Raw genomic sequence first — 18,370 nt, forward strand, 5'->3', positions numbered from 1 at the left:
AGAAAAAAACGCTTTACCTTAAAGCGCCCCAGAACGTTCATTTTTTCTCTTTTACTTGGTAAGAACAACTACAATCACCCTCACACATGTTTGCTAGCGTATTTACATCTGCATTCGCAAATAAACGCTTATACATCTCTTTTTCATCTGCACATACTTGCGGGAATCTCTCTGCAATTTCCTTTAACGGACAGTTTTGCTTTTCAATTACGAAAGAGTTCTCTCCATCTCTCTTTATTTGAACCATATAACCATTTTTCTCTTGCATTGCTGCTACCTCTTGCACTTTATATGCTAAGTTCTTTTGATTACTGATTCTCTTTTGCAATTTTTCTTCCATTCGCTTCGTTCTTTCTTTCAAAACGTAACGAAGTATTTTTTCATCGCCCATTCGAGCTAAATCTTCTAGCATATCAATCGCAAATTGCTTATATTCTTTCGGGAATGTATCTTCTCCCTTTTCACTTAACCCGTACAAATAAGTTGGTCTTCCGACATGTTGCCTGACCATCTTAGAATAAATGAACCCATCTTTCTCAAGATTACTTAAATGTCTTCGAATCGCCATTTCTGTAATCTCTAAAACGTCAGCTAATTCTGCTACCGTATGTTCTCCCTTTACTTTCAACAATTGGACAATCTCGTCTTTCGTAGTGCGTGCTTCCCCCATGCTTTACCCTTCTCCCTTTTCCCTTTTCTTTCTCACATACAATATAAGATCCCCAAAAGGTATTCCCGGGGATCTCATAAGCATAATTATTCTGGTACAAATGCAGATACAGGCCCTAATTCCTTCTCTAAATAACTGCGAATATTTGCCGGGTAGTTCTCTACCACCGCAATATGTTTTTGAATCGTCTTATATAATTCATCATGATTCATTTGAATATAATCTTGCGTAAGCATTTTTCGAAGAAGGATAATTTCTTTCATTCCTTGTCCTTCTTCTGCACTTATCACTCGCTCGTCCATTAAAATATCGATAATATCTTCATAGCTTCCTGGATCGCGCATAATAAATCCATCAATCATCGCATTCCCTACATCTAATACGCAATCAATCATAAGATGGGCTATGCGCTCTAATGCATAAAATTCAAACTCGGTTTCATATATCTTCTTCTCTTGAAATGTATTTGTTGCTCGTTCTAAACATACTAGCATTTGTTCTATTTTTTTTCTATCTACGAAGTACATTCATGTCACCTACCTGGAAATTAAAGCATTTACATTTTAATTGTAACGCTTTCTTCTGAAAAAATCGACAATTTTTCGAATTCACCTTTTCTCCGTTATTTGTTATAGTTATATTTGTATGATTTTTGAAATTGGAGGAATGAAATCTTGGAACGTGAACTCGCACTAGAAATTGTCCGTGTAACAGAAGCAGCAGCATTAGCATCCGCACAGTGGATGGGCCGCGGAAAGAAAAATGAAGCAGATGATGCAGCAACTACAGCTATGCGTGATATGTTCGATTCAGTAAACATGGCAGGTACAGTTGTAATTGGTGAAGGAGAACTTGATGAAGCACCGATGTTATATATTGGTGAAGAACTAGGAACAGGTAACGGTCCAGAAGTAGATATCGCCGTTGATCCATTAGAAGGTACAAACATCGTTGCAAAAGGTCTTGCAAACGCAATGGCAGTTATCGCAATCGCAGATAAAGGAAACCTTCTTCACGCTCCTGATATGTACATGGAAAAAATCGCGGTTGGTCCAAAAGCAGCTGGTAAAATTAGCTTAGATGATCCAATTGAAAAAACAATTGAAATTGTAGCAGAAGCTAACAATAAAAAGATTCGTGATCTAACAGTTATCATTCAAGAACGTGAACGTCATCAAGATATTATTGACCGTGTTCGTGCAAAAGGGGCTCGCGTGAAATTATTTGGTGATGGCGATGTTGGTGCATCAATCGCAACAGCACTACCTGGAACAGGTATCGACTTATTCGTAGGTGTTGGCGGAGCTCCAGAAGGCGTTATTTCTGCAGCAGCATTAAAATGCCTTGAAGGTGAAATGCAAGCCCGCTTAGTTCCAATGAACGAAGAAGAAGAAGCTCGTTGTCGTGAAATGGGATTAGAAGATCCTCGTCAACTTCTTATGTTAGATGACTTAGTATCTGGTGATGATGCAATCTTCTCAGCAACAGGTGTTTCTGCTGGTGAGTTATTAGACGGCGTGAAATTCCTTGGCGGAGATTTAGCTGAAACATATTCTATCGTTATGCGTTACAAAACAAGAACAGTACGTTTCATTAAAACGCATCACCATTTAGATCATAAACCACACTTAAACTTAGATATTTAATAAAGGAGCCATGTGTATGGAAGAACGTTTCTTTCTGTACGACGATACTGTCGCTACAAAAACTCGTTTCGTTAGCTTTATGGGAGAAAATGAGCGTCATGATTTAGCGCTTTTATACTCCGATCGTCATTACGGTAAAACAATTGTCCTTGATATGCAGAGCAATAAATTTGCAATCATCGGTCCTGACGATTTAAACGAACCAGGCTACTTAGAGCACGCATTTTCTATGACTGAAGAAATTGCAGAAGAATTACGCTCATTTTTATTTGAACTTATATAACTTATCTCAAACACCAGCTATTTTAGCTGGTGTTTTTTCACTGTAATTATTTTGAATTTTCAATCTCTCGTGGTATACTTATGTACAAATCTATTTGGATAGAAAGGACGTTATCTACGTATGCCAACATTTACTTTGTAATGGACCAGCAATTGGATAGCATTACTCTCAAAAAAGCACGGTGCTTTTTCAAGGGAGTAGTCTGCCCATTCCCATTACAAAGGAACGTAACGCATCTGTAGTATGATGTTTACGGAGGTTCCTCTTTGGGGAACCTCTTTTTATTTTTGTCTACTTCTCATGTCTTCATACTACAAGACATCCAAATAGCTGTATTACGTTCCTTTACCACTACTATAAGAGGTGAAGGAAAATGCAGAAAGTACAACTTTCTTGGAGTTTATATGAAAATCAGCAAAACACAATCGAAAAATATTGTAAAAATTGCGGACGTAATACCCTATTTACTGATACGAATATTCGCAGGCATAACGCCAATGGAAAAAACATATACCGCTTTGCCATTTATAAATGCCCGAACGATCATACGTGGAATCAAAAACTGCGCATTTATAAATCATTTACTGATCATGTGGAAACAATCGATATGATTCAGCAAGACCAAACAGAAACAACTACTACCATTTCTATGACACAACATAAAGAAAGTGGCATAGTTGAAATCACGATTGTATTAGACATCGTTTTTGGCTCCCACCGAATTGATAAAGTGTTATCCACATATATTTCAGATTGGAGCCGTACTACCATTGTGGATAAAATTAAAAGTGGGGATATTCAATTGAACGGACAACAAATGAAACCAAATAAACAACTCTCTGAAGGCGATTATATTTCAATTTGTTTATAAGGAGGTGCCTCATGCTAAACGTGAGAAAAGGTACGATGAATTTATTAGACGAATTAGATGGAATGTATACAGAATGTAAAAAAGCGCTATTACAAAATCAAATTTACCAATGGGATGATTCTTATCCAGCTCGAGAACATATTTCCTATCACTTAGAACAAGATGAACTCTATTGCTTGTTTGAGGATGATTCACTCGTTGGTGCTGTCGTGTTAAACGAGTGGCAGTCTCCCGAATATAAACGAATTAATTGGTCAGAAACAGACGGACGCTTTCTTATCGTCCACTCTTTCGTTATCCATCCTCTCTCGCAAGGAAAAGGATATAGTAAAGTACTTTTATCTTTTTGGGAAAGTGAAGCAAGACGGGAAGGTTACAAAGGCATACGCCTAGATTGCTTTACTCGCAATCCGGTTTCATTAAGTCTATATGAAAAAAACGATTATATTTGCCGAGGTGCTGTTTATTTTGAAAGTAAACAGCCTCCTCACAACTGGTATAATTGCTATGAAAAAATCCTCTTACAATCGTAAGAGGATTTTTTTATTTCTTCACTTTTCGTAATACGAAGTGTGCACAACCGAAGTTACAGTACTCGTATAAATACTCTGATAAAGTACTAATTTTCGTATCATATGTCGCACGTTGGTTACTATCATCAAAGAATCCGCGCAATCTAAGTTGCTCATATCCCCAGTCTCCAACGATATAATCATATTTATTTAAAATTTCTGCATAGCGCTCTTTAAATGCTTCTTCACTAAAACCGTCACGAAAGTTTTTAATTACTTCGTACTGAACATTATTAATGCTCACCGTAGCATGAATTTCTTGCTTTTGCTCCATCATTAACTTCCTCTCTAAGCATTCTTCTTTTTATCGTATCACAAAGCATAACAACCAACAATTTCAAATACAAAAAATTGCAAATTAGTACATGCTATGGAGAAGGAGGTGATACATCGTGAAAAAACAAATTTTACTTTCCCTTCTCACTCTTTCCCTATTTACAGGCTGCCAATCAACGAATAAAGCCGAAATGGAACGTGAGGAAGGAAGCCGTGTTCTTGTTTCCAACAAAAACGACATGTATCATACGGAAAATACAAATACACGATTAACGAGAGTCGGTTATTCATCTAAACAAAAGCATGAAGTATCTAACAAACAAGTAGGAGCCATTAACCGTGAGAAAGTTGCTGAAATGATTACAAGCATGACAGTCAAACTTCCTGACGTTACAAACGCTGCTACGCTCGTTACCGATGATGAAGTATTTGTTGTATACCGTGCAAACACAACGGATCCGAAACTCGTAGCGGATCAAGTATATAAAGCTGCTTTGTCCATCGTTCCTCGCTATTATAAAGCATATGTATCGACAGACCAAAAGTTGATTTCTCAAATTCAAGGACTGCAATCTGGTGCATTAAATGATACAGAATATACGCAAAGCCTCGATATGTTAAAACGGGAAATGAGTAAAAATCCTCATTTGAACAATACAGGGGATCAGACTTTAAATGATATGATTAAAAAGTAAAACAGGTGGAGAAAACCTCCACCTGTTTTACTTTTTATTTTTTATTACGATCCGCATAAACCTCCATCGCATCACACATAAACTGTGCTAACCCTTCGCCAAACTTATCAATATTTTTCGTGAAGCGCTCATCAGCGACGTACATTTGACCGAGCCCCTTGAAGGCTTCTAATGAATATTCACCAAAGTTTTGCAAGTAATCATACCATACTTTAATAGCTTCTTGTGCCTCTTTAGAATCAGGTGCACCATGTCTAAGCACCGCTAAATTTCTGTAAATAGTATTAAACTCTTCCTGATTCTCTTTTGACATACCTTTTGCATATTCGTTCGCTTTATCTACAGCTGTATCTCCCCATCTTTCACGCGCTTCTTCTTCATATGGGTTATGGCTAAAATCAAATCCTTCAAATTTCTCTTTGTTCGTCATTTCAATCTCTCCTTTTGTATGCTGAATTGTTTTATCAATCGTCGCAATCACCTTATCTAACCTCGCACGTTTTTCAAGAAGCATTTTCTTATGAAGCTGTAATGCTTCTTCGCGATCAAATGACGGACTCATGATAATTTCTTTAATTTTCTTCAAAGGGAAGCCTAGCTCTTTAAAAAATAAAATTTGCTGCAGTGTCTCTAAATTTTCGTCAGAATACAGACGATATCCAGATTCTGTCGTCTCGTCTGGGGTTAACAACCCAATTTCATCGTAATGATGCAGTGTGCGCACACTAATTCCAACTAAATCCGCTACTTCTTTTACTCTCATTGTCATTTGTATCTCCCCCTTAATACATACGATAAAGTATGACGCAACGTTAGAGTCAATAAGTAAATTCATTTTATCCCTCTATTTGCGAGCAGTAATACCCTCACCTCAAAATTCGGGGGATAGACAACACTCCCATTGATTAAAGTTTCAATTTATCTCTAAAAGTTTCATCTCTCCCATATTTCATGCATAATAGATATGTACATATATTAGAAAGCGGTGAAAGTATGGTTTCAAATACTGTAATTGCCAGCATCATCATGCAACTCGTTGTTTCGGTTCTGGTCCCAATTATTGTACTCGTTTATTTCCGTAAAAAATATAATATTAATTGGAAAGTGGTCGGAGTTGGTGTTCTTATCTTTATCGGATTTACCCAAATTCTCGAAACACCATTTCATCTATTTATGCGCGGTAATCCAGCAATCGCTCCATTTTTAGAAAATCCATTTGTCTTCGCACTTTATGGCGGGCTAACTGCTGGTATTTTTGAAGAATTAGGACGCTTCGTTGCCTTCTTCTTCCTACTAAAAAAATATCTAGAATATAAAGATGGCTTTGCTTACGGAATTGGTCACGGCGGGATAGAATCTATTTTAGTTGGCGGATTCTCTGCATTGCAAACTCTCATATTCGCAAATGCTATTAACGATGGTAGCTTTGCTCAAATGGCAGAAAAACTACCTCAATTAAATCTTGTAAAGGACATGTTAATCGAGCAGCCTGCCTATTTTTACTTCCTTGGTAGCGTAGAAAGAATTATGGCACTCGTATTGCAAATTGCCTTTACAATGCTTGTTTTATACGCAGTAAAACAAAAGAAGTACATCTTCCTTATATATGCTATATTATTCCACGCATTTGTAGACTTTTTCGCAGCACTTTACCAAACAAAAACGATCAACATCTTTGTTGCAGAAGGGATTACTCTTCTACTAACAATTTGTGCTCTCGTTGTGATTCGCAAAATGAAAGTGAAATTAATGAGTGTGCCGGAGTAAAAAATAACCCACCAGTTGGTGGGTTATTTTTTACTCCGCACTAACGGGCAGTAGGACTCTCACCTCAAAGTTCGGCAAATGCAGAGAAGTTAGGCGAGAGATCAACTGCCCGATTGGTTCAACTAATAATCAGTGGACAAATCCCCCACTGATTAAAGTTTCACTTTATAAGGATTATCACAATGATGATAACTTTTGCCCTCTTGCAGCTCCCTCTTTGTTTCTGCATCTATAACGATATACTTATGAAACTCTTCTACTTCATTTTGAGTAAAAGAAGCAAAGAAGTACACTTGGCGATCAGGGTGAACAAAAAAATCTTGAAGCACCACTCTACTTCGACAACCGACAGCTGTTTTTTGTAGGAAAGAAAATTCTTCATCAGGCACTTCTTTAAATGAGATTTTTTTACGAACACTATATGCTGCATTTTTGTATTCTTTATAAATTTTCTTATCTAACTGTTTATAAAACACATCCTCACTCACAAATGTCTTATTTCGATTGCTTGGATAATCTAACTTTTGATTGGATTCTGCATATGTTGTGGATAATTGCATAAGAAAACAAATAATGAATACAATGCACATCATTTTTTTCATAGTGGCACCTCAATTTTTCATTATCCACACTACTTTTCCACATATTTAAATCCATATGCTGTTTCCAATAAAAAGGAATTATTTCTACATTTGTCGAAGTATATAGCGTCAACTTGAAAGATGGGGATGAATTATGAAGAAAATTATTGTAATACGACATTGTTCCGCAACTGGACAAAAACGTGATGCCGAATTAACGACTGCCGGAAAAAATCAAGCTAATATCCTTGCTACATTCCTTTTAGAAAATCAGATACAAATAGATCATATTATTTCGAGCCCATTTGTCCGAGCTATCGATTCTATTCGGCCCTATGCGCTCCAAGCTAACCTATCTATCGAAGAGGATGAACGATTAGCTGAACGTATATTAAGCAACGTTCCGATGGATGATTGGATGCCAAAACTAGAATCTACTTTTACAAACATAGATATTGCCTTTTCAGGCGGAGAGTCAACAAAACAAGCGACGGACCGTGCTATATCGCTTATCCAAGACGTTTTAAAATTAAACCATACTACAACACTACTCATTACACATGGAAACTTACTTACACTCATTTTAAAGCACTTTGATCATACGATCGGCTTTAATGAATGGAGAACTTTAACGAATCCTGATGTTTACGAAATTACAATCGGTGAACAAAGTATCATAAAACGATTATGGGAAGCGTCGTCCAAGTAGTATCCCTTTCCGAAACACTCAGTTGACGCCACGAGAAGAGACTGTATTAACAATAGAGAGGGGTATCATTCCATATGTATGAAGATGTACTTTCTTTACTACATAAAACAAATATTTCTTATGAAAAGTTTGAACACGAGCCAGTGCTTGATTATGAGACAGATCGTATCGTGCGTGAAAGACTCGGTTTGCAAGGTACTCCAAGTAAAAGCTTATTTTTAAAATCAAAATCCGGAGATTATTTCGTATTTTTTACGTTAGAGGGTACTCGGCTCGACCGAGGAGAAATGAAAGAAATAACAGGAGAAAGCTTATCACTTTGCTCTCCACATGAGTTACGAGAAAAAACTGGTTGCACCCCTGGCTGTGTAGCTCCTTTCGGTTATTCACAAGATGTAACGATTATTGTGGATAGTTCCATTTATACGTATGATAAAATTTTGATTACACCTGGTGTACCCGAATTTACAATTGAATTATCCACAGAGGAATTAAAAAAAATTGTATTCACATGCCCAAATACTGTTTTAGAGTACAAACAAAAAGAGAGCTAATGGTTAGCTCTCTTTTTTCATTATTTGGCTTCTGCTGTTTTTTCTTTTGCAGAACGTACTTGCTCGTCCGCATGATAAGAAGAACGTACAAGTGGGCCAGCTTCACAGTGGCTAAATCCTTTGCTAAGTGCAATTTCTTTAAGCTCTGCAAATTCTGCTGGTGGGTAATATTTAAGAACTGGTAAATGCTTCTTAGATGGTTGTAGGTATTGCCCAAGAGTTAAAATATCCACATTGTTTGCACGTAAGTCATCCATTGCTTCAATTAAATCTTCTCTCGTTTCACCTAAGCCCACCATAATGCTCGATTTAGTTGGAATATCAGGCTGCATTTCTTTCGCTCGACGTAAAAACTCTAATGAACGTTCATATTTTGCTCTAGCGCGAACTCGGTCAGATAATCGACGTACTGTTTCAATGTTATGGTTTAAAATATCTGGTTTTGCATCCATTAACATTTTTAAGTTTTCTTCTACTCCACCCATATCAGATGGTAATACTTCGATAGACGTGAATGGGTTTTTACGACGTACTGCGCGTACTGTTTCAGCAAAAACAGCTGCTCCCCCGTCCTTTAAATCATCACGTGCAACCGCTGTTATAACGACGTGCTTTAAGCCCATTTGTACTACTGAATCTGCTACGCGTTCTGGTTCTTGTAAATCAAGCTCCGTTGGTAAGCCTGTTTTAACCGCACAAAAACGACAAGCACGTGTACAAACCGCACCTAAAATCATAAATGTTGCTGTTTTTCTTACAGCCCAGCATTCATGAATATTCGGACATTTTGCCTCTTCACAAACGGTATGAAGATTTTTAGAACGCATCATTTTCTTTAAGCCTGTATAGTTTTCATTCGTGTTTAACTTAATTTTCAACCATTCGGGCTTGCGCTTATATTCTGTTTGTTTTGTCATGGTTATCAACTCCGCACAATATGAAATAGTTTACCGTGTTCGCTTCTTTCAATGTAACATATCTATTCTAACGTATGAAAGCGATTTGCTCAAATGAAGATTCTAAGATTTTTTCCAATCGTTCCCTATAATGAAATACTCCGTATATCCCACACTAAAAAGAGTGATGTTGTGAAAGGAGTCTATTTCATGCTTCGAAAAATTTCTCTTTTGCTTTCTATTTGTTTTCTTCTCCACCAAAACATCGCTTACGGTGAAGATAATCAGCAAAGCATATACGAAAAGCGCATGGCACTATATAAAGAAACCGAGCAATCTTCAGGCATTCCATGGTATTACTTAGCTGCAATGGATCAATATGAAAGAAATATACGGAGCGTAAGAAAAGATATTCCGAAAAAACCAGATGCCATCATTTCCCTTTATTTCAAACCAGAAATATGGGCTGGACCTATTAATAGTAACGATACTCTCCCCCATACAATTTCTCTATTTGGCGGAATAGGTTTAGATGGTGACAAAGATGGATTTGCAAATGCAAGTAGCGACCGTGATCTTCTGCATACCGCAGCGACTATTTTAAGGAAACAAGGAACGTCAGAAGACCGTATTAAAATTATGCTCTGGGAATATTATAGACGTGCAAAAACAGTTGATTTAATTAGTGAATACGCCCAAATTTATAAACATTATGGACGTATTAATTTAGAAGGAAATGCTTTCCCTCTTCCGATTCGTAGTGACCATAGCTATCGGAGTACTTTCGGCGCTGGAAGAAGTTTTGGCGGCAGAAGGATTCATGAAGGAACCGATATTTTTGCCGGATATGGCGTGCCAGTAAGATCGACTTGCTATGGCATTATTGAAACGAAAGGTTGGAACCGCCTTGGTGGATGGCGCATTGGTATTCGCGACCTTCATAACAATTACCATTATTACGCTCATTTAGGCGGGTTCTCAAAAGAAATACAGCTTGGACAAATTGTTGAGCCAGGAAAAGTAATCGGATTTGTTGGTAGCACCGGTTATGGACCTCCTGGTACAGCCGGAAAATTTCCGCCCCACTTACATTTTGGCATGTATAAAGACAATGGCTATACAGAATGGGCCTTCGATCCATACATGCATTTAAGCTTGTGGGAACGCAAAGAACGAGCAAATACAAAACGATAACCGTAGCAGATTGCTACGGTTATTTTTTATCCCGCTATTTGCCCGGCAGTAAGACCCCTACCTCAAAATTCAGCGAAAGCAAAGGAGTTCGGTCGCTTGGGGATCAACTACCCGTAAAAGCCCCCCACTGATTAAAGTTTCACTTTATATTCGCTAACTATCCGTTTTCTTTTTATCCGGTACAACAACGCCACCACTTCCATAATAAGTAGGCACTTCTCCTTGAACAATGCGCGTTGCAATCGGAACATCTTGTTTCACTTTTATTTCTTTCGTATGAAATGGAATAATCACTTGCAACGTTACTTCCATCTCCATAACAATTTGAATCGCTGTATTATTAATCCCATGCGGCTCAATTTTTTGTTTAATATCCGTGTTTACATGACCGATTGTCGTGAAATCAATCGGAATATCTGGCCCCAGATTTCCGAGAAGCACATTATCCGTTACACGACCAAAAGGAACTGCCATAGTCGCCCCGTTTTTTTCAGAAATACCTAGTTCCTTCAAATTCCCTTGTTCTACTTGCTGTAAATATTTTTCTATGTATGTGGTCGTTGATGTTACGATTTCATTTACTTGCTTTGTATTTAAATTAATTGTAGATACTCTTCCGTTCCGATCCGTTTGTACTTTCATTAATGAATCGACGTCGAATCCTTCATTAATTCTATCCTTTACCGCCTTCGTCATGACTGCTGTCGCCATTTTATGCGTCTCTACTTCCCCATATTTCATTAACGTTGGCTGAATGCTGTTATTCACAATCCATAATCCTTGCATTAGTAATATCACAAAAAGAATAAACGACATAAGCAGTATGTACCGAAAGGAAATAGGTCCCCTTCGAAACCGCGAATTTTTCGAACGAAATATGCTCATAAAAAAACCTCCTTCTTATATCATTTCTATGCAAGAAGGAGGGACGATATATGCTTATCTCATTTTTAATAACGCTTCTTTTCCAATCGTTCCTACTGGAATACCTAACGCTTCCGCTCCAGTCGTTACGGATTCTAACGGTGCTTCAAGAAGTTGTTCAATGGTTCTTACACCAACCGCACGGCCAGCAATAATTCCCCGATCACCTAACTTCTCATTTAAAAGACCTACATCTAATGCACCACACATAATATATCCTTTATCGCTCATTACAGCTAGCAAATTTGTCTTTGGAAGTTTTACACTAACCGCAATAAACGTATAATTATCGATTATAATTGGCTCCACATTAACCATAGTTCACACTCCTCTCTTTCTTATCTGTATGACAAGAGAAAAATGAGTGTTACAAGTAACTAGCCTATAGTTTGACGGAAGATGTATGAGTTATCAACACGTCTGTTAACACATCTCTAAGTAGTTCCGGCATATAATATTGTTTGTCAGAAAGTGTGGATAGCTCTGGGTATAAGTATCCGAATGTAAACATATCAATCGTTCCTACCGTATATATACGATCTAACTCCAGCGATTCCCCGTTAATCAATACATCTTCGAGTAAAATTTTATTCCCAGGAATCGTATCTGGAATGACTTCTACACCAGCGTAAATCATTTTCCCCATCACTTTTCCTCGAAATCCGAATCCTTTCACCTCAAGATTCTCCATATTCGGGCGGCGTGCTTTCAAGATCACTTCTCTTAATGTTTTTCCTGACACTTTCAACGCACATGGATTAATTGGATGTGGACAAATTCTGTGAATATCTCCGCGCGTCACAACACCTTCTTCTAATCCCTCAAGAAGTACACCAGCGTTCACCATTCCAATCTCTGCACCGCACCACGTTTTCAGCGCATTTGCTAACATGTGCGAAAATGGTGTCTCATGAAACCAATCAACTGGTAATGATTCCTTTAAATGAACGACAGGCTCTGCCATGATATGCTTACTTTCTTCCTGCAGCATTTCAATTGTGGATAACGGTTTACTATAAGCACCTAACCGCTCTGTCTTAATCGCTCTACCGTCCTTCTTCAACAGTCTCTTCGTCTCTTTATCTACAGTAAGCTGCACGTGCCCAACGTAACGGCCCCACTTTTCACAACAACAAAGTAAAGTATTATTCATAAGAACACCGCGCTCAAATAAATGATGCGTATGTGCACCTAAAATAACATCTATATCATAATGCTCCGCCATATACTCATCCATACTTTTTCCAAGATGCGAAAGGACAACTGTAATATGAGCCTCATCTCTCACTTCTTCTAAAATAGACTCTAAATGGATAAGCGGATCTTCAATATGCCAATCGAGCATATGATAAAACTCTGGATAAGCTACCGTTAACCCGATAAAAGCAATTGTAATCCCATCTGTCGTTGTATGTAATTTATAAGGCTTTGCCCACTCCGGACGTACACCTTCTTTTTCAAATAAATTCGCGACGAGCACCTCAAATCCAGCATCATCATATAGACGATTCAAATGCTCCTTCGCTAACGTAATTCCTTCATTATTTCCGATCGTTACATAATCATATAACGCCTCATTCAAAAGCTTCGTATTTCCAAGCCCATTTGTCGCTTCCGAAATACTATGAAAACGATCCACATGATCGCCAATATCCACAGTTAAAACAGTCTCTCCCGCTTCCTGTCTTCGCTTTTTCTCCCCTTGTACAAACCGAGAAATTTGCGGCCAATTTTCAAAATGACTATGTATATCGTTTGTATGATAAAGGTGGATGATTGTTTCTTTATTTATATTCAGAGAAAAAACCTCCTCTCAATTCCTTACTGCCATTTACGCTATACGTACGCAATAATCCTGTAAATACTTTTCGTCTTTTCTTGCTATTTTACATTGTACTCGCATTATGAGAAAAAGCAAAAGATTGTCCTTTTTTATATGAGAAACTTTATTTTTTAAATCTGTGGATTCATTGGTAGAACGGGGAGTTTTCAGAAAGTTTATCGTGGGGAATTTTCCTATGAATTCTTTACTGTATTTGTCAGTATCTTAGCCTCAACTACTTCCAGTCGCCCTCTTTATGTATAAATGCTCCTTTCCTGTTTGAAGGGTGCGGGGTATTCGTTCCTCTTGCTATGTCGTAATTTGTTGATAAGTCGATATCCCTTGTCGAATCGTCGATATATTGAAATAATCGCTGATATATTCCGAGTTATGATCGATATATTTGAAAAATCGCTGATATATTTAGCTGAACACCCACCCAGGTATCCTCTACCAAGCCAAGACAAATCCGCAAAACAAAAAAGCGCCCTGCACAGCAGGACGCTTTTTTAATCTATTTAACCAATAGAACCTTCCATCTCAAACTTGATTAGGCGGTTCATTTCAACTGCGTATTCCATTGGAAGTTCGCGAGTGAATGGCTCGATGAAGCCCATTACGATCATTTCTGTAGCTTCTTGCTCAGAAATACCGCGGCTCATTAGGTAGAATAATTGTTCTTCTGATACTTTCGATACTTTCGCTTCGTGCTCAAGTGAAACGTAATCGTTTTTGATTTCGTTGTAAGGAATTGTATCAGATGTAGATTGGTTATCCATGATTAACGTGTCACACTCGATGTTAGAACGAGAGTTTTTCGCTTTTGGTCCGAAGTGTACGATACCACGGTAAGTTACTTTACCACCATGCTTCGCAATCGATTTAGAAACGATTGTTGAAGAAGTGTTTGGTGCTAAGTGAATCATTTTCGCACCAGCATCTTGGTGTTGGCCTTTACCAGCAATCGCGATAGATAACGTTAAACCACGAGCGCCTTCGCCTTTTAAGATAACTGCTGGGTATTTCATCGTTAATTTAGATCCAATGTTACCGTCAATCCATTCCATCGTTGCGTTTTCTTCACAAACCGCACGTTTTGTAACTAGGTTGTATACGTTGTTCGCCCAGTTTTGGATTGTTGTATAACGGCAATATGCATCTTTTTTAATGATGATTTCTACTACTGCACTGTGAAGTGAGTTAGTCGTGTAAACAGGTGCTGTACAACCTTCTACGTAGTGTACGTGTGCGCCTTCGTCTACGATGATAAGCGTACGCTCGAATTGTCCCATATTTTCAGAGTTAATACGGAAATACGCTTGAAGTGGTGTATCAACTTTAATACCTTTTGGAACGTAGATGAATGATCCACCAGACCAAACTGCAGAGTTTAATGCAGAGAATTTGTTGTCTGTTGGTGGGATTACTTTTCCGAAATGCTCACGGAAAATATCTTCGTTCTCTTTTAATGCGCTATCTGTATCTTTGAAGACGATTCCTAGAGCTTCTAGGTCTTCTTTCATGTTGTGGTATACAACTTCAGATTCGTACTGTGCAGATACACCAGCTAAATATTTTTGCTCAGCTTCAGGAATACCTAATTTATCAAATGTCGCTTTAATTTCATCAGGTACTTCATCCCAAGACTTCTCAGATTTCTCAGATGGTTTTACGTAGTACGTAATTTCATCGAAATCTAAGTCATTTAAGTCGCCGCCCCATTGTGGCATTGGCATTTCATAGAACTTATCCAGTGATTTTAAACGGAAGTCTAACATCCACTGTGGTTCTTCTTTCATACGTGAAATCTCTTCAACGATTTCTTTTGTTAAACCGCGTCCAGCACGGAAAATCGAAACGTCTTTGTCTTTGAAACCATATTTGTAATCGCCGATATCTGGCAGTTGCTTCGCCATGTTGGTGTGTCCCTCCTTAGATAACCTCGTTTTTAGGAACCTTTAACATTACTTATCTTCGTTTAAGCCCTTTTCTAACGCTTTCCACGCTAATGTTGCACATTTAATACGTGCAGGGAACTTGCATACGCCTTGTAATGCTTCAATATCTCCTAAATCGATGCTGTCATCGTACTCTTTTCCTAGCATCATATCAGAGAAAATTTTAGAAAGCTGAAGTGCCTCTTCAATTTTCTTACCTTTTACTGCTTGTGTCATCATTGAAGCTGAAGACATTGAGATGGAACATCCTTCTCCTTCAAACTTCGCTTCTTGCACAATACCTTCTTCTACTTTCATCGTAAGTTGAATACGATCGCCGCAAGTTGGATTGTTCAAGTTAACGGTAACACTATCTTCTAACACGCCATGGTTACGAGGATTTTTGTAATGATCCATAATAACTTGACGATATAACGTATCTAAATTATTAAATGACATTTGTGAAATACTCCTTTGTCTTGATTAGCGATTCAACAAATGTATCAATTTCTTCTTTTGTATTATATAAATAGAAGCTCGCACGTGCTGTTGAAGAAGCTTTTAGCCACTTCATAAGCGGTTGTGCACAGTGATGTCCTGCGCGAACTGCAATGCCTTCCACATCTAATACTGTTGCTACATCGTGAGGATGTACGTCTTCAATATTAAATGTAACTAGGCCAGCGCGATGCTTTGGACCATAAATTGTAACGCCATCTACTTCTGATAGTCTTTCTAAAGCATATTGCGCTAATTCATGTTCATGCTTTTCAATATTATGAAGACCGATTTCTTCTAAGAAATCAATTGCCGCACCAAGTCCGATTGCATTACCGATAATCGGTGTACCTGCTTCGAACTTCCACGGAAGCTCTTTCCACGTAGATTCTTGTAAGTCTACGAAATCAATCATTTCACCACCAAATTCAATTGGTTCCATATTGTTTAGCAATTCTTTCTTACCATATAATACGCCGACACCTGTTGGTCCGCACATCTTATGAGCAGATAATGCGTAGAAATCACAGTTTAAATCTTGTACATCCACTTTCATATGAGGTGCACTTTGTGCTCCATCAACGATCATGATTGCACCGTTTTCATGTGCGATTGCTCCGATTTCTTTTACAGGGTTAATCGTTCCAAGTACGTTTGACACGTGCATAATAGAAACGATTTTTGTATTCGGTGTAACAGTTTGACGAACATCTTCTAAAGAAATTGTACCGTCTAGTTGAAGCGGAAGGTATTTCAAAGTTGCGCCAGTTTTCTTCGCAACTTGTTGCCACGGAATGATGTTACTATGGTGTTCCATGTAAGAAATAACGATTTCATCGCCTTCTTTTACATTTTCAAGACCATAGCTAGCCGCTACTGTATTTAATGCTGTTGTCGTTCCGCGCGTGAAAATAATCTCTTCCATTGATTTCGCGTTAATAAACTTGCGAACTTTCTCACGTGCACCTTCATACGCGTCAGTAGCTTTCGTACCGAGCGTATGAACACCGCGATGCACGTTAGAATTATATTCTTTATAGTAACGTTCTAACGTTTCAATGACTTGAATTGGTTTTTGAGAAGTTGCTGCACTATCGAAATAAACAAGTTGTTTGCCGTTCACTTTTTGATCAAGAATTGGAAACTGTTTGCGTATTTCATGAATATTCATTAGCGAACTTTCCTTTCAATTACCTCAACAAGCTGTGCTTTTACTCCTTCAATTGGAAGCTCATTTACTACAGGTGCTAAGAATCCATGGATGACTAAACGTTCTGCTTCGCGTTTTGGAATACCACGGCTCATCAAGTAGTATAATTGGTACGGATCTACGCGGCCTACTGAAGCTGCGTGACCTGCCATTACATCATCTTCGTCAATTAAAAGAATTGGGTTTGCATCTCCGCGAGCTTTCTCGTCTAACATAAGAACGCGAGAAGATTGTTGTGCATTTGATTTAGATGCACCGTGTTCAATCTTACCAATTCCGTTAAAGATAGATGTTGCACTATCTTTTTGTACACCGTGTTTTAAAATCCAACCTTCAGAGTGTTTACCGAAGTGAACAACTTTAGTTGTAAAGTTTTGTGTTTGGTTACCACGGCCAATTGTTACTGTTTTCGTATCAGCATATGAACCGTCGCCCATTAAGTTCGTAACGTTCTCTGAGATTGTGTTTCCGTCATTCATAAGGCCTAGAGCCCAATCAATGCGGCCGTCGCGTCCTACAATGCCGCGGCGGTTAACGTAAGTTGTTACGTCTTTTGCTAATAAATCAACCGCACCGAATTTCACTTGTGCGCCTTGTTCCACGATTACTTCTGCTACGATATTTGCAATACCTTTAGCATTTTCATTTGCAACATAGTTTTCTACATAAGTTGCAGTACTGTTCGCATCAGCTACGAATAATACGTGGTTATATACGTTAGCTTCTTCGCCGTCTACTAAGAATACAGCTTGAAGTGGAGTTTCAAGAACAACGTTTTTCGGAACATATACGAATGCACCGCCGTTGATTAATGCAGCATGAAGTGCAGTTAGACGATGCTCGTCTACTTTCACGCCGTCTTTCATTAAATACTTTTGTAATAGTTCAGCATGCTCTGTTGCAGCTGTTACGATGTCTGTAAAAATAACACCTTTTTCTTTTGCTTCGTCTGCTAAAGAAACGAACGCAGTTGTACCAGTACGTTGTACTAGTACGCTGTTATTTTCATCGATTAAGTTTTTCACTGCTTCTGGAAGCTCTGTTAAAGAACTTACAGGCTCTTGCTTAGCAGCGTCGCCTTTTCCGATAAAGTCCCATTTTTCAATTTTCGTTTTATCAGGCGTTGGCATTGGAAGTTCTGTTGCTTGTGCAAGAGCTTGTAAGCGGAACTCAGTCAACCAAGCAGCTTCGTTTACTTCGCTAGCGCGCTGACGGATTGTTTCTTGATCGAAAGGTAATGTACCGATTGTCATGTTTATGCTCCT

At 38.3% G+C, this 18,370-nt stretch carries 22 protein-coding genes; 9 read left to right on the forward strand and 13 right to left on the reverse strand.

All coding sequences use genetic code 11. The annotated features are described in order from the left end of the window. Nucleotides 1-37: 37 nt before the first annotated feature. Together JDS81_RS25795 and JDS81_RS25800 are read right to left on the reverse strand one after the other, a co-directional pair. On the reverse strand, nucleotides 38-670 hold the full coding sequence (locus JDS81_RS25795; protein WP_000503334.1) for a helix-turn-helix transcriptional regulator: 633 nt from the start codon (nucleotides 668-670) through the stop codon (nucleotides 38-40). An 86-nt stretch (nucleotides 671-756) separates the two neighbouring features. Then, nucleotides 757-1,197, reverse strand: coding sequence for a DUF86 domain-containing protein (locus tag JDS81_RS25800; RefSeq protein WP_000273995.1), 441 nt, complete (start codon nucleotides 1,195-1,197; stop codon nucleotides 757-759). A 147-nt stretch (nucleotides 1,198-1,344) separates the two neighbouring features. On the opposite strand from JDS81_RS25800, the gene glpX reads away from it, so the two are divergent. The 4 genes from glpX (at nucleotide 1,345) to JDS81_RS25820 (ending at nucleotide 4,003) form a co-directional block, all read left to right on the forward strand. Further along, on the forward strand, nucleotides 1,345-2,316 hold the full coding sequence (gene glpX / locus JDS81_RS25805; RefSeq protein WP_000439085.1) for a class II fructose-bisphosphatase: 972 nt from the start codon (nucleotides 1,345-1,347) through the stop codon (nucleotides 2,314-2,316). 16 nt (nucleotides 2,317-2,332) lie between these two features. Further along, on the forward strand, nucleotides 2,333-2,599 hold the full coding sequence (locus tag JDS81_RS25810; RefSeq protein WP_000392613.1) for a DUF3055 domain-containing protein: 267 nt from the start codon (nucleotides 2,333-2,335) through the stop codon (nucleotides 2,597-2,599). 373 nt (nucleotides 2,600-2,972) lie between these two features. Next, a complete protein-coding gene (locus JDS81_RS25815; protein ID WP_001174592.1) occupies nucleotides 2,973-3,470 on the forward strand; it encodes a hypothetical protein in 498 nt (165 codons plus the stop codon). An 11-nt stretch (nucleotides 3,471-3,481) separates the two neighbouring features. Further along, entirely contained in the window at nucleotides 3,482-4,003 is a 522-nt protein-coding gene (locus JDS81_RS25820; RefSeq protein WP_097954522.1) for a GNAT family N-acetyltransferase, read from the forward strand. A gap of 10 nt (nucleotides 4,004-4,013) precedes the next feature. Here the strand turns inward: JDS81_RS25820 and JDS81_RS25825 are convergent, their stop codons facing one another. After that, the gene (locus tag JDS81_RS25825; protein WP_000435941.1) at nucleotides 4,014-4,316 is read right to left on the reverse strand and encodes a YutD family protein; all 303 of its coding nucleotides are present in this window, start codon (nucleotides 4,314-4,316) and stop codon (nucleotides 4,014-4,016) included. 118 nt (nucleotides 4,317-4,434) lie between these two features. On the opposite strand from JDS81_RS25825, the gene JDS81_RS25830 reads away from it, so the two are divergent. Then, entirely contained in the window at nucleotides 4,435-5,013 is a 579-nt protein-coding gene (locus tag JDS81_RS25830; protein ID WP_097954523.1) for a YhcN/YlaJ family sporulation lipoprotein, read from the forward strand. Nucleotides 5,014-5,047: 34 nt separating this feature from the next. Here the strand turns inward: JDS81_RS25830 and JDS81_RS25835 are convergent, their stop codons facing one another. Next, on the reverse strand, nucleotides 5,048-5,782 hold the full coding sequence (locus JDS81_RS25835; RefSeq protein ID WP_097954524.1) for a MerR family transcriptional regulator: 735 nt from the start codon (nucleotides 5,780-5,782) through the stop codon (nucleotides 5,048-5,050). Nucleotides 5,783-5,964: 182 nt separating this feature from the next. Here JDS81_RS25835 and JDS81_RS25840 point away from each other — a divergent pair, with 182 nt between their 5' ends. After that, on the forward strand, nucleotides 5,965-6,780 hold the full coding sequence (locus JDS81_RS25840; protein ID WP_141524622.1) for a YhfC family intramembrane metalloprotease: 816 nt from the start codon (nucleotides 5,965-5,967) through the stop codon (nucleotides 6,778-6,780). 152 nt (nucleotides 6,781-6,932) lie between these two features. Here JDS81_RS25840 and JDS81_RS25845 read toward each other — a convergent pair whose 3' ends face one another. Next, nucleotides 6,933-7,373, reverse strand: a complete 441-nt coding sequence (locus tag JDS81_RS25845) for a hypothetical protein (RefSeq protein WP_242481403.1) — start codon at nucleotides 7,371-7,373, stop codon at nucleotides 6,933-6,935. A gap of 142 nt (nucleotides 7,374-7,515) precedes the next feature. On the opposite strand from JDS81_RS25845, the gene JDS81_RS25850 reads away from it, so the two are divergent. Together JDS81_RS25850 and JDS81_RS25855 are read left to right on the forward strand one after the other, a co-directional pair. Then, nucleotides 7,516-8,070, forward strand: coding sequence for a histidine phosphatase family protein (locus JDS81_RS25850; RefSeq protein ID WP_097954527.1), 555 nt, complete (start codon nucleotides 7,516-7,518; stop codon nucleotides 8,068-8,070). Nucleotides 8,071-8,144: 74 nt separating this feature from the next. Then, nucleotides 8,145-8,624, forward strand: a complete 480-nt coding sequence (locus tag JDS81_RS25855) for a YbaK/EbsC family protein (protein WP_000272757.1) — start codon at nucleotides 8,145-8,147, stop codon at nucleotides 8,622-8,624. A gap of 20 nt (nucleotides 8,625-8,644) precedes the next feature. Here JDS81_RS25855 and lipA read toward each other — a convergent pair whose 3' ends face one another. Next, nucleotides 8,645-9,541, reverse strand: coding sequence for a lipoyl synthase (lipA, locus tag JDS81_RS25860; RefSeq protein ID WP_000166372.1), 897 nt, complete (start codon nucleotides 9,539-9,541; stop codon nucleotides 8,645-8,647). 189 nt (nucleotides 9,542-9,730) lie between these two features. Here lipA and JDS81_RS25865 point away from each other — a divergent pair, with 189 nt between their 5' ends. Then, nucleotides 9,731-10,714 (forward strand): M23 family metallopeptidase, encoded by a 984-nt coding sequence (locus JDS81_RS25865; RefSeq protein ID WP_087969461.1) that lies wholly within the window; start codon nucleotides 9,731-9,733, stop codon nucleotides 10,712-10,714. A 153-nt stretch (nucleotides 10,715-10,867) separates the two neighbouring features. On the opposite strand, the gene yunB is transcribed toward JDS81_RS25865, so the two are convergent. From yunB to sufD, 7 genes are all read right to left on the reverse strand, one after another. Then, nucleotides 10,868-11,599: a sporulation protein YunB gene (yunB, locus tag JDS81_RS25870; RefSeq protein WP_097837622.1), complete on the reverse strand. Its 732-nt coding sequence runs from the start codon at nucleotides 11,597-11,599 to the stop codon at nucleotides 10,868-10,870. Nucleotides 11,600-11,653: 54 nt separating this feature from the next. Further along, complete coding sequence (locus tag JDS81_RS25875; RefSeq protein ID WP_000248467.1) at nucleotides 11,654-11,956, reverse strand: YunC family protein; 303 nt, start codon at nucleotides 11,954-11,956, stop codon at nucleotides 11,654-11,656. A 64-nt stretch (nucleotides 11,957-12,020) separates the two neighbouring features. Further along, nucleotides 12,021-13,436, reverse strand: a complete 1,416-nt coding sequence (locus JDS81_RS25880; RefSeq protein WP_206772363.1) for a bifunctional metallophosphatase/5'-nucleotidase — start codon at nucleotides 13,434-13,436, stop codon at nucleotides 12,021-12,023. A gap of 542 nt (nucleotides 13,437-13,978) precedes the next feature. Beyond that, the gene (sufB, locus tag JDS81_RS25885) at nucleotides 13,979-15,376 is read right to left on the reverse strand and encodes a Fe-S cluster assembly protein SufB (RefSeq protein ID WP_001118824.1); all 1,398 of its coding nucleotides are present in this window, start codon (nucleotides 15,374-15,376) and stop codon (nucleotides 13,979-13,981) included. Nucleotides 15,377-15,424: 48 nt separating this feature from the next. Next, nucleotides 15,425-15,856: a Fe-S cluster assembly sulfur transfer protein SufU gene (sufU, locus tag JDS81_RS25890; RefSeq protein ID WP_000009523.1), complete on the reverse strand. Its 432-nt coding sequence runs from the start codon at nucleotides 15,854-15,856 to the stop codon at nucleotides 15,425-15,427. Further along, the gene (gene sufS / locus JDS81_RS25895; protein ID WP_001020759.1) at nucleotides 15,846-17,066 is read right to left on the reverse strand and encodes a cysteine desulfurase SufS; all 1,221 of its coding nucleotides are present in this window, start codon (nucleotides 17,064-17,066) and stop codon (nucleotides 15,846-15,848) included. Before sufS ends, sufU begins: the two co-directional genes overlap by 11 nt. Continuing rightward, complete coding sequence (sufD, locus tag JDS81_RS25900) at nucleotides 17,066-18,358, reverse strand: Fe-S cluster assembly protein SufD (protein ID WP_000152176.1); 1,293 nt, start codon at nucleotides 18,356-18,358, stop codon at nucleotides 17,066-17,068. Before sufD ends, sufS begins: the two co-directional genes overlap by 1 nt. Nucleotides 18,359-18,370: the final 12 nt, after the last annotated feature.

The organism is Bacillus cereus group sp. N31, from assembly GCF_016483245.1.
Taxonomy (GTDB): domain Bacteria; phylum Bacillota; class Bacilli; order Bacillales; family Bacillaceae_G; genus Bacillus_A; species Bacillus_A toyonensis.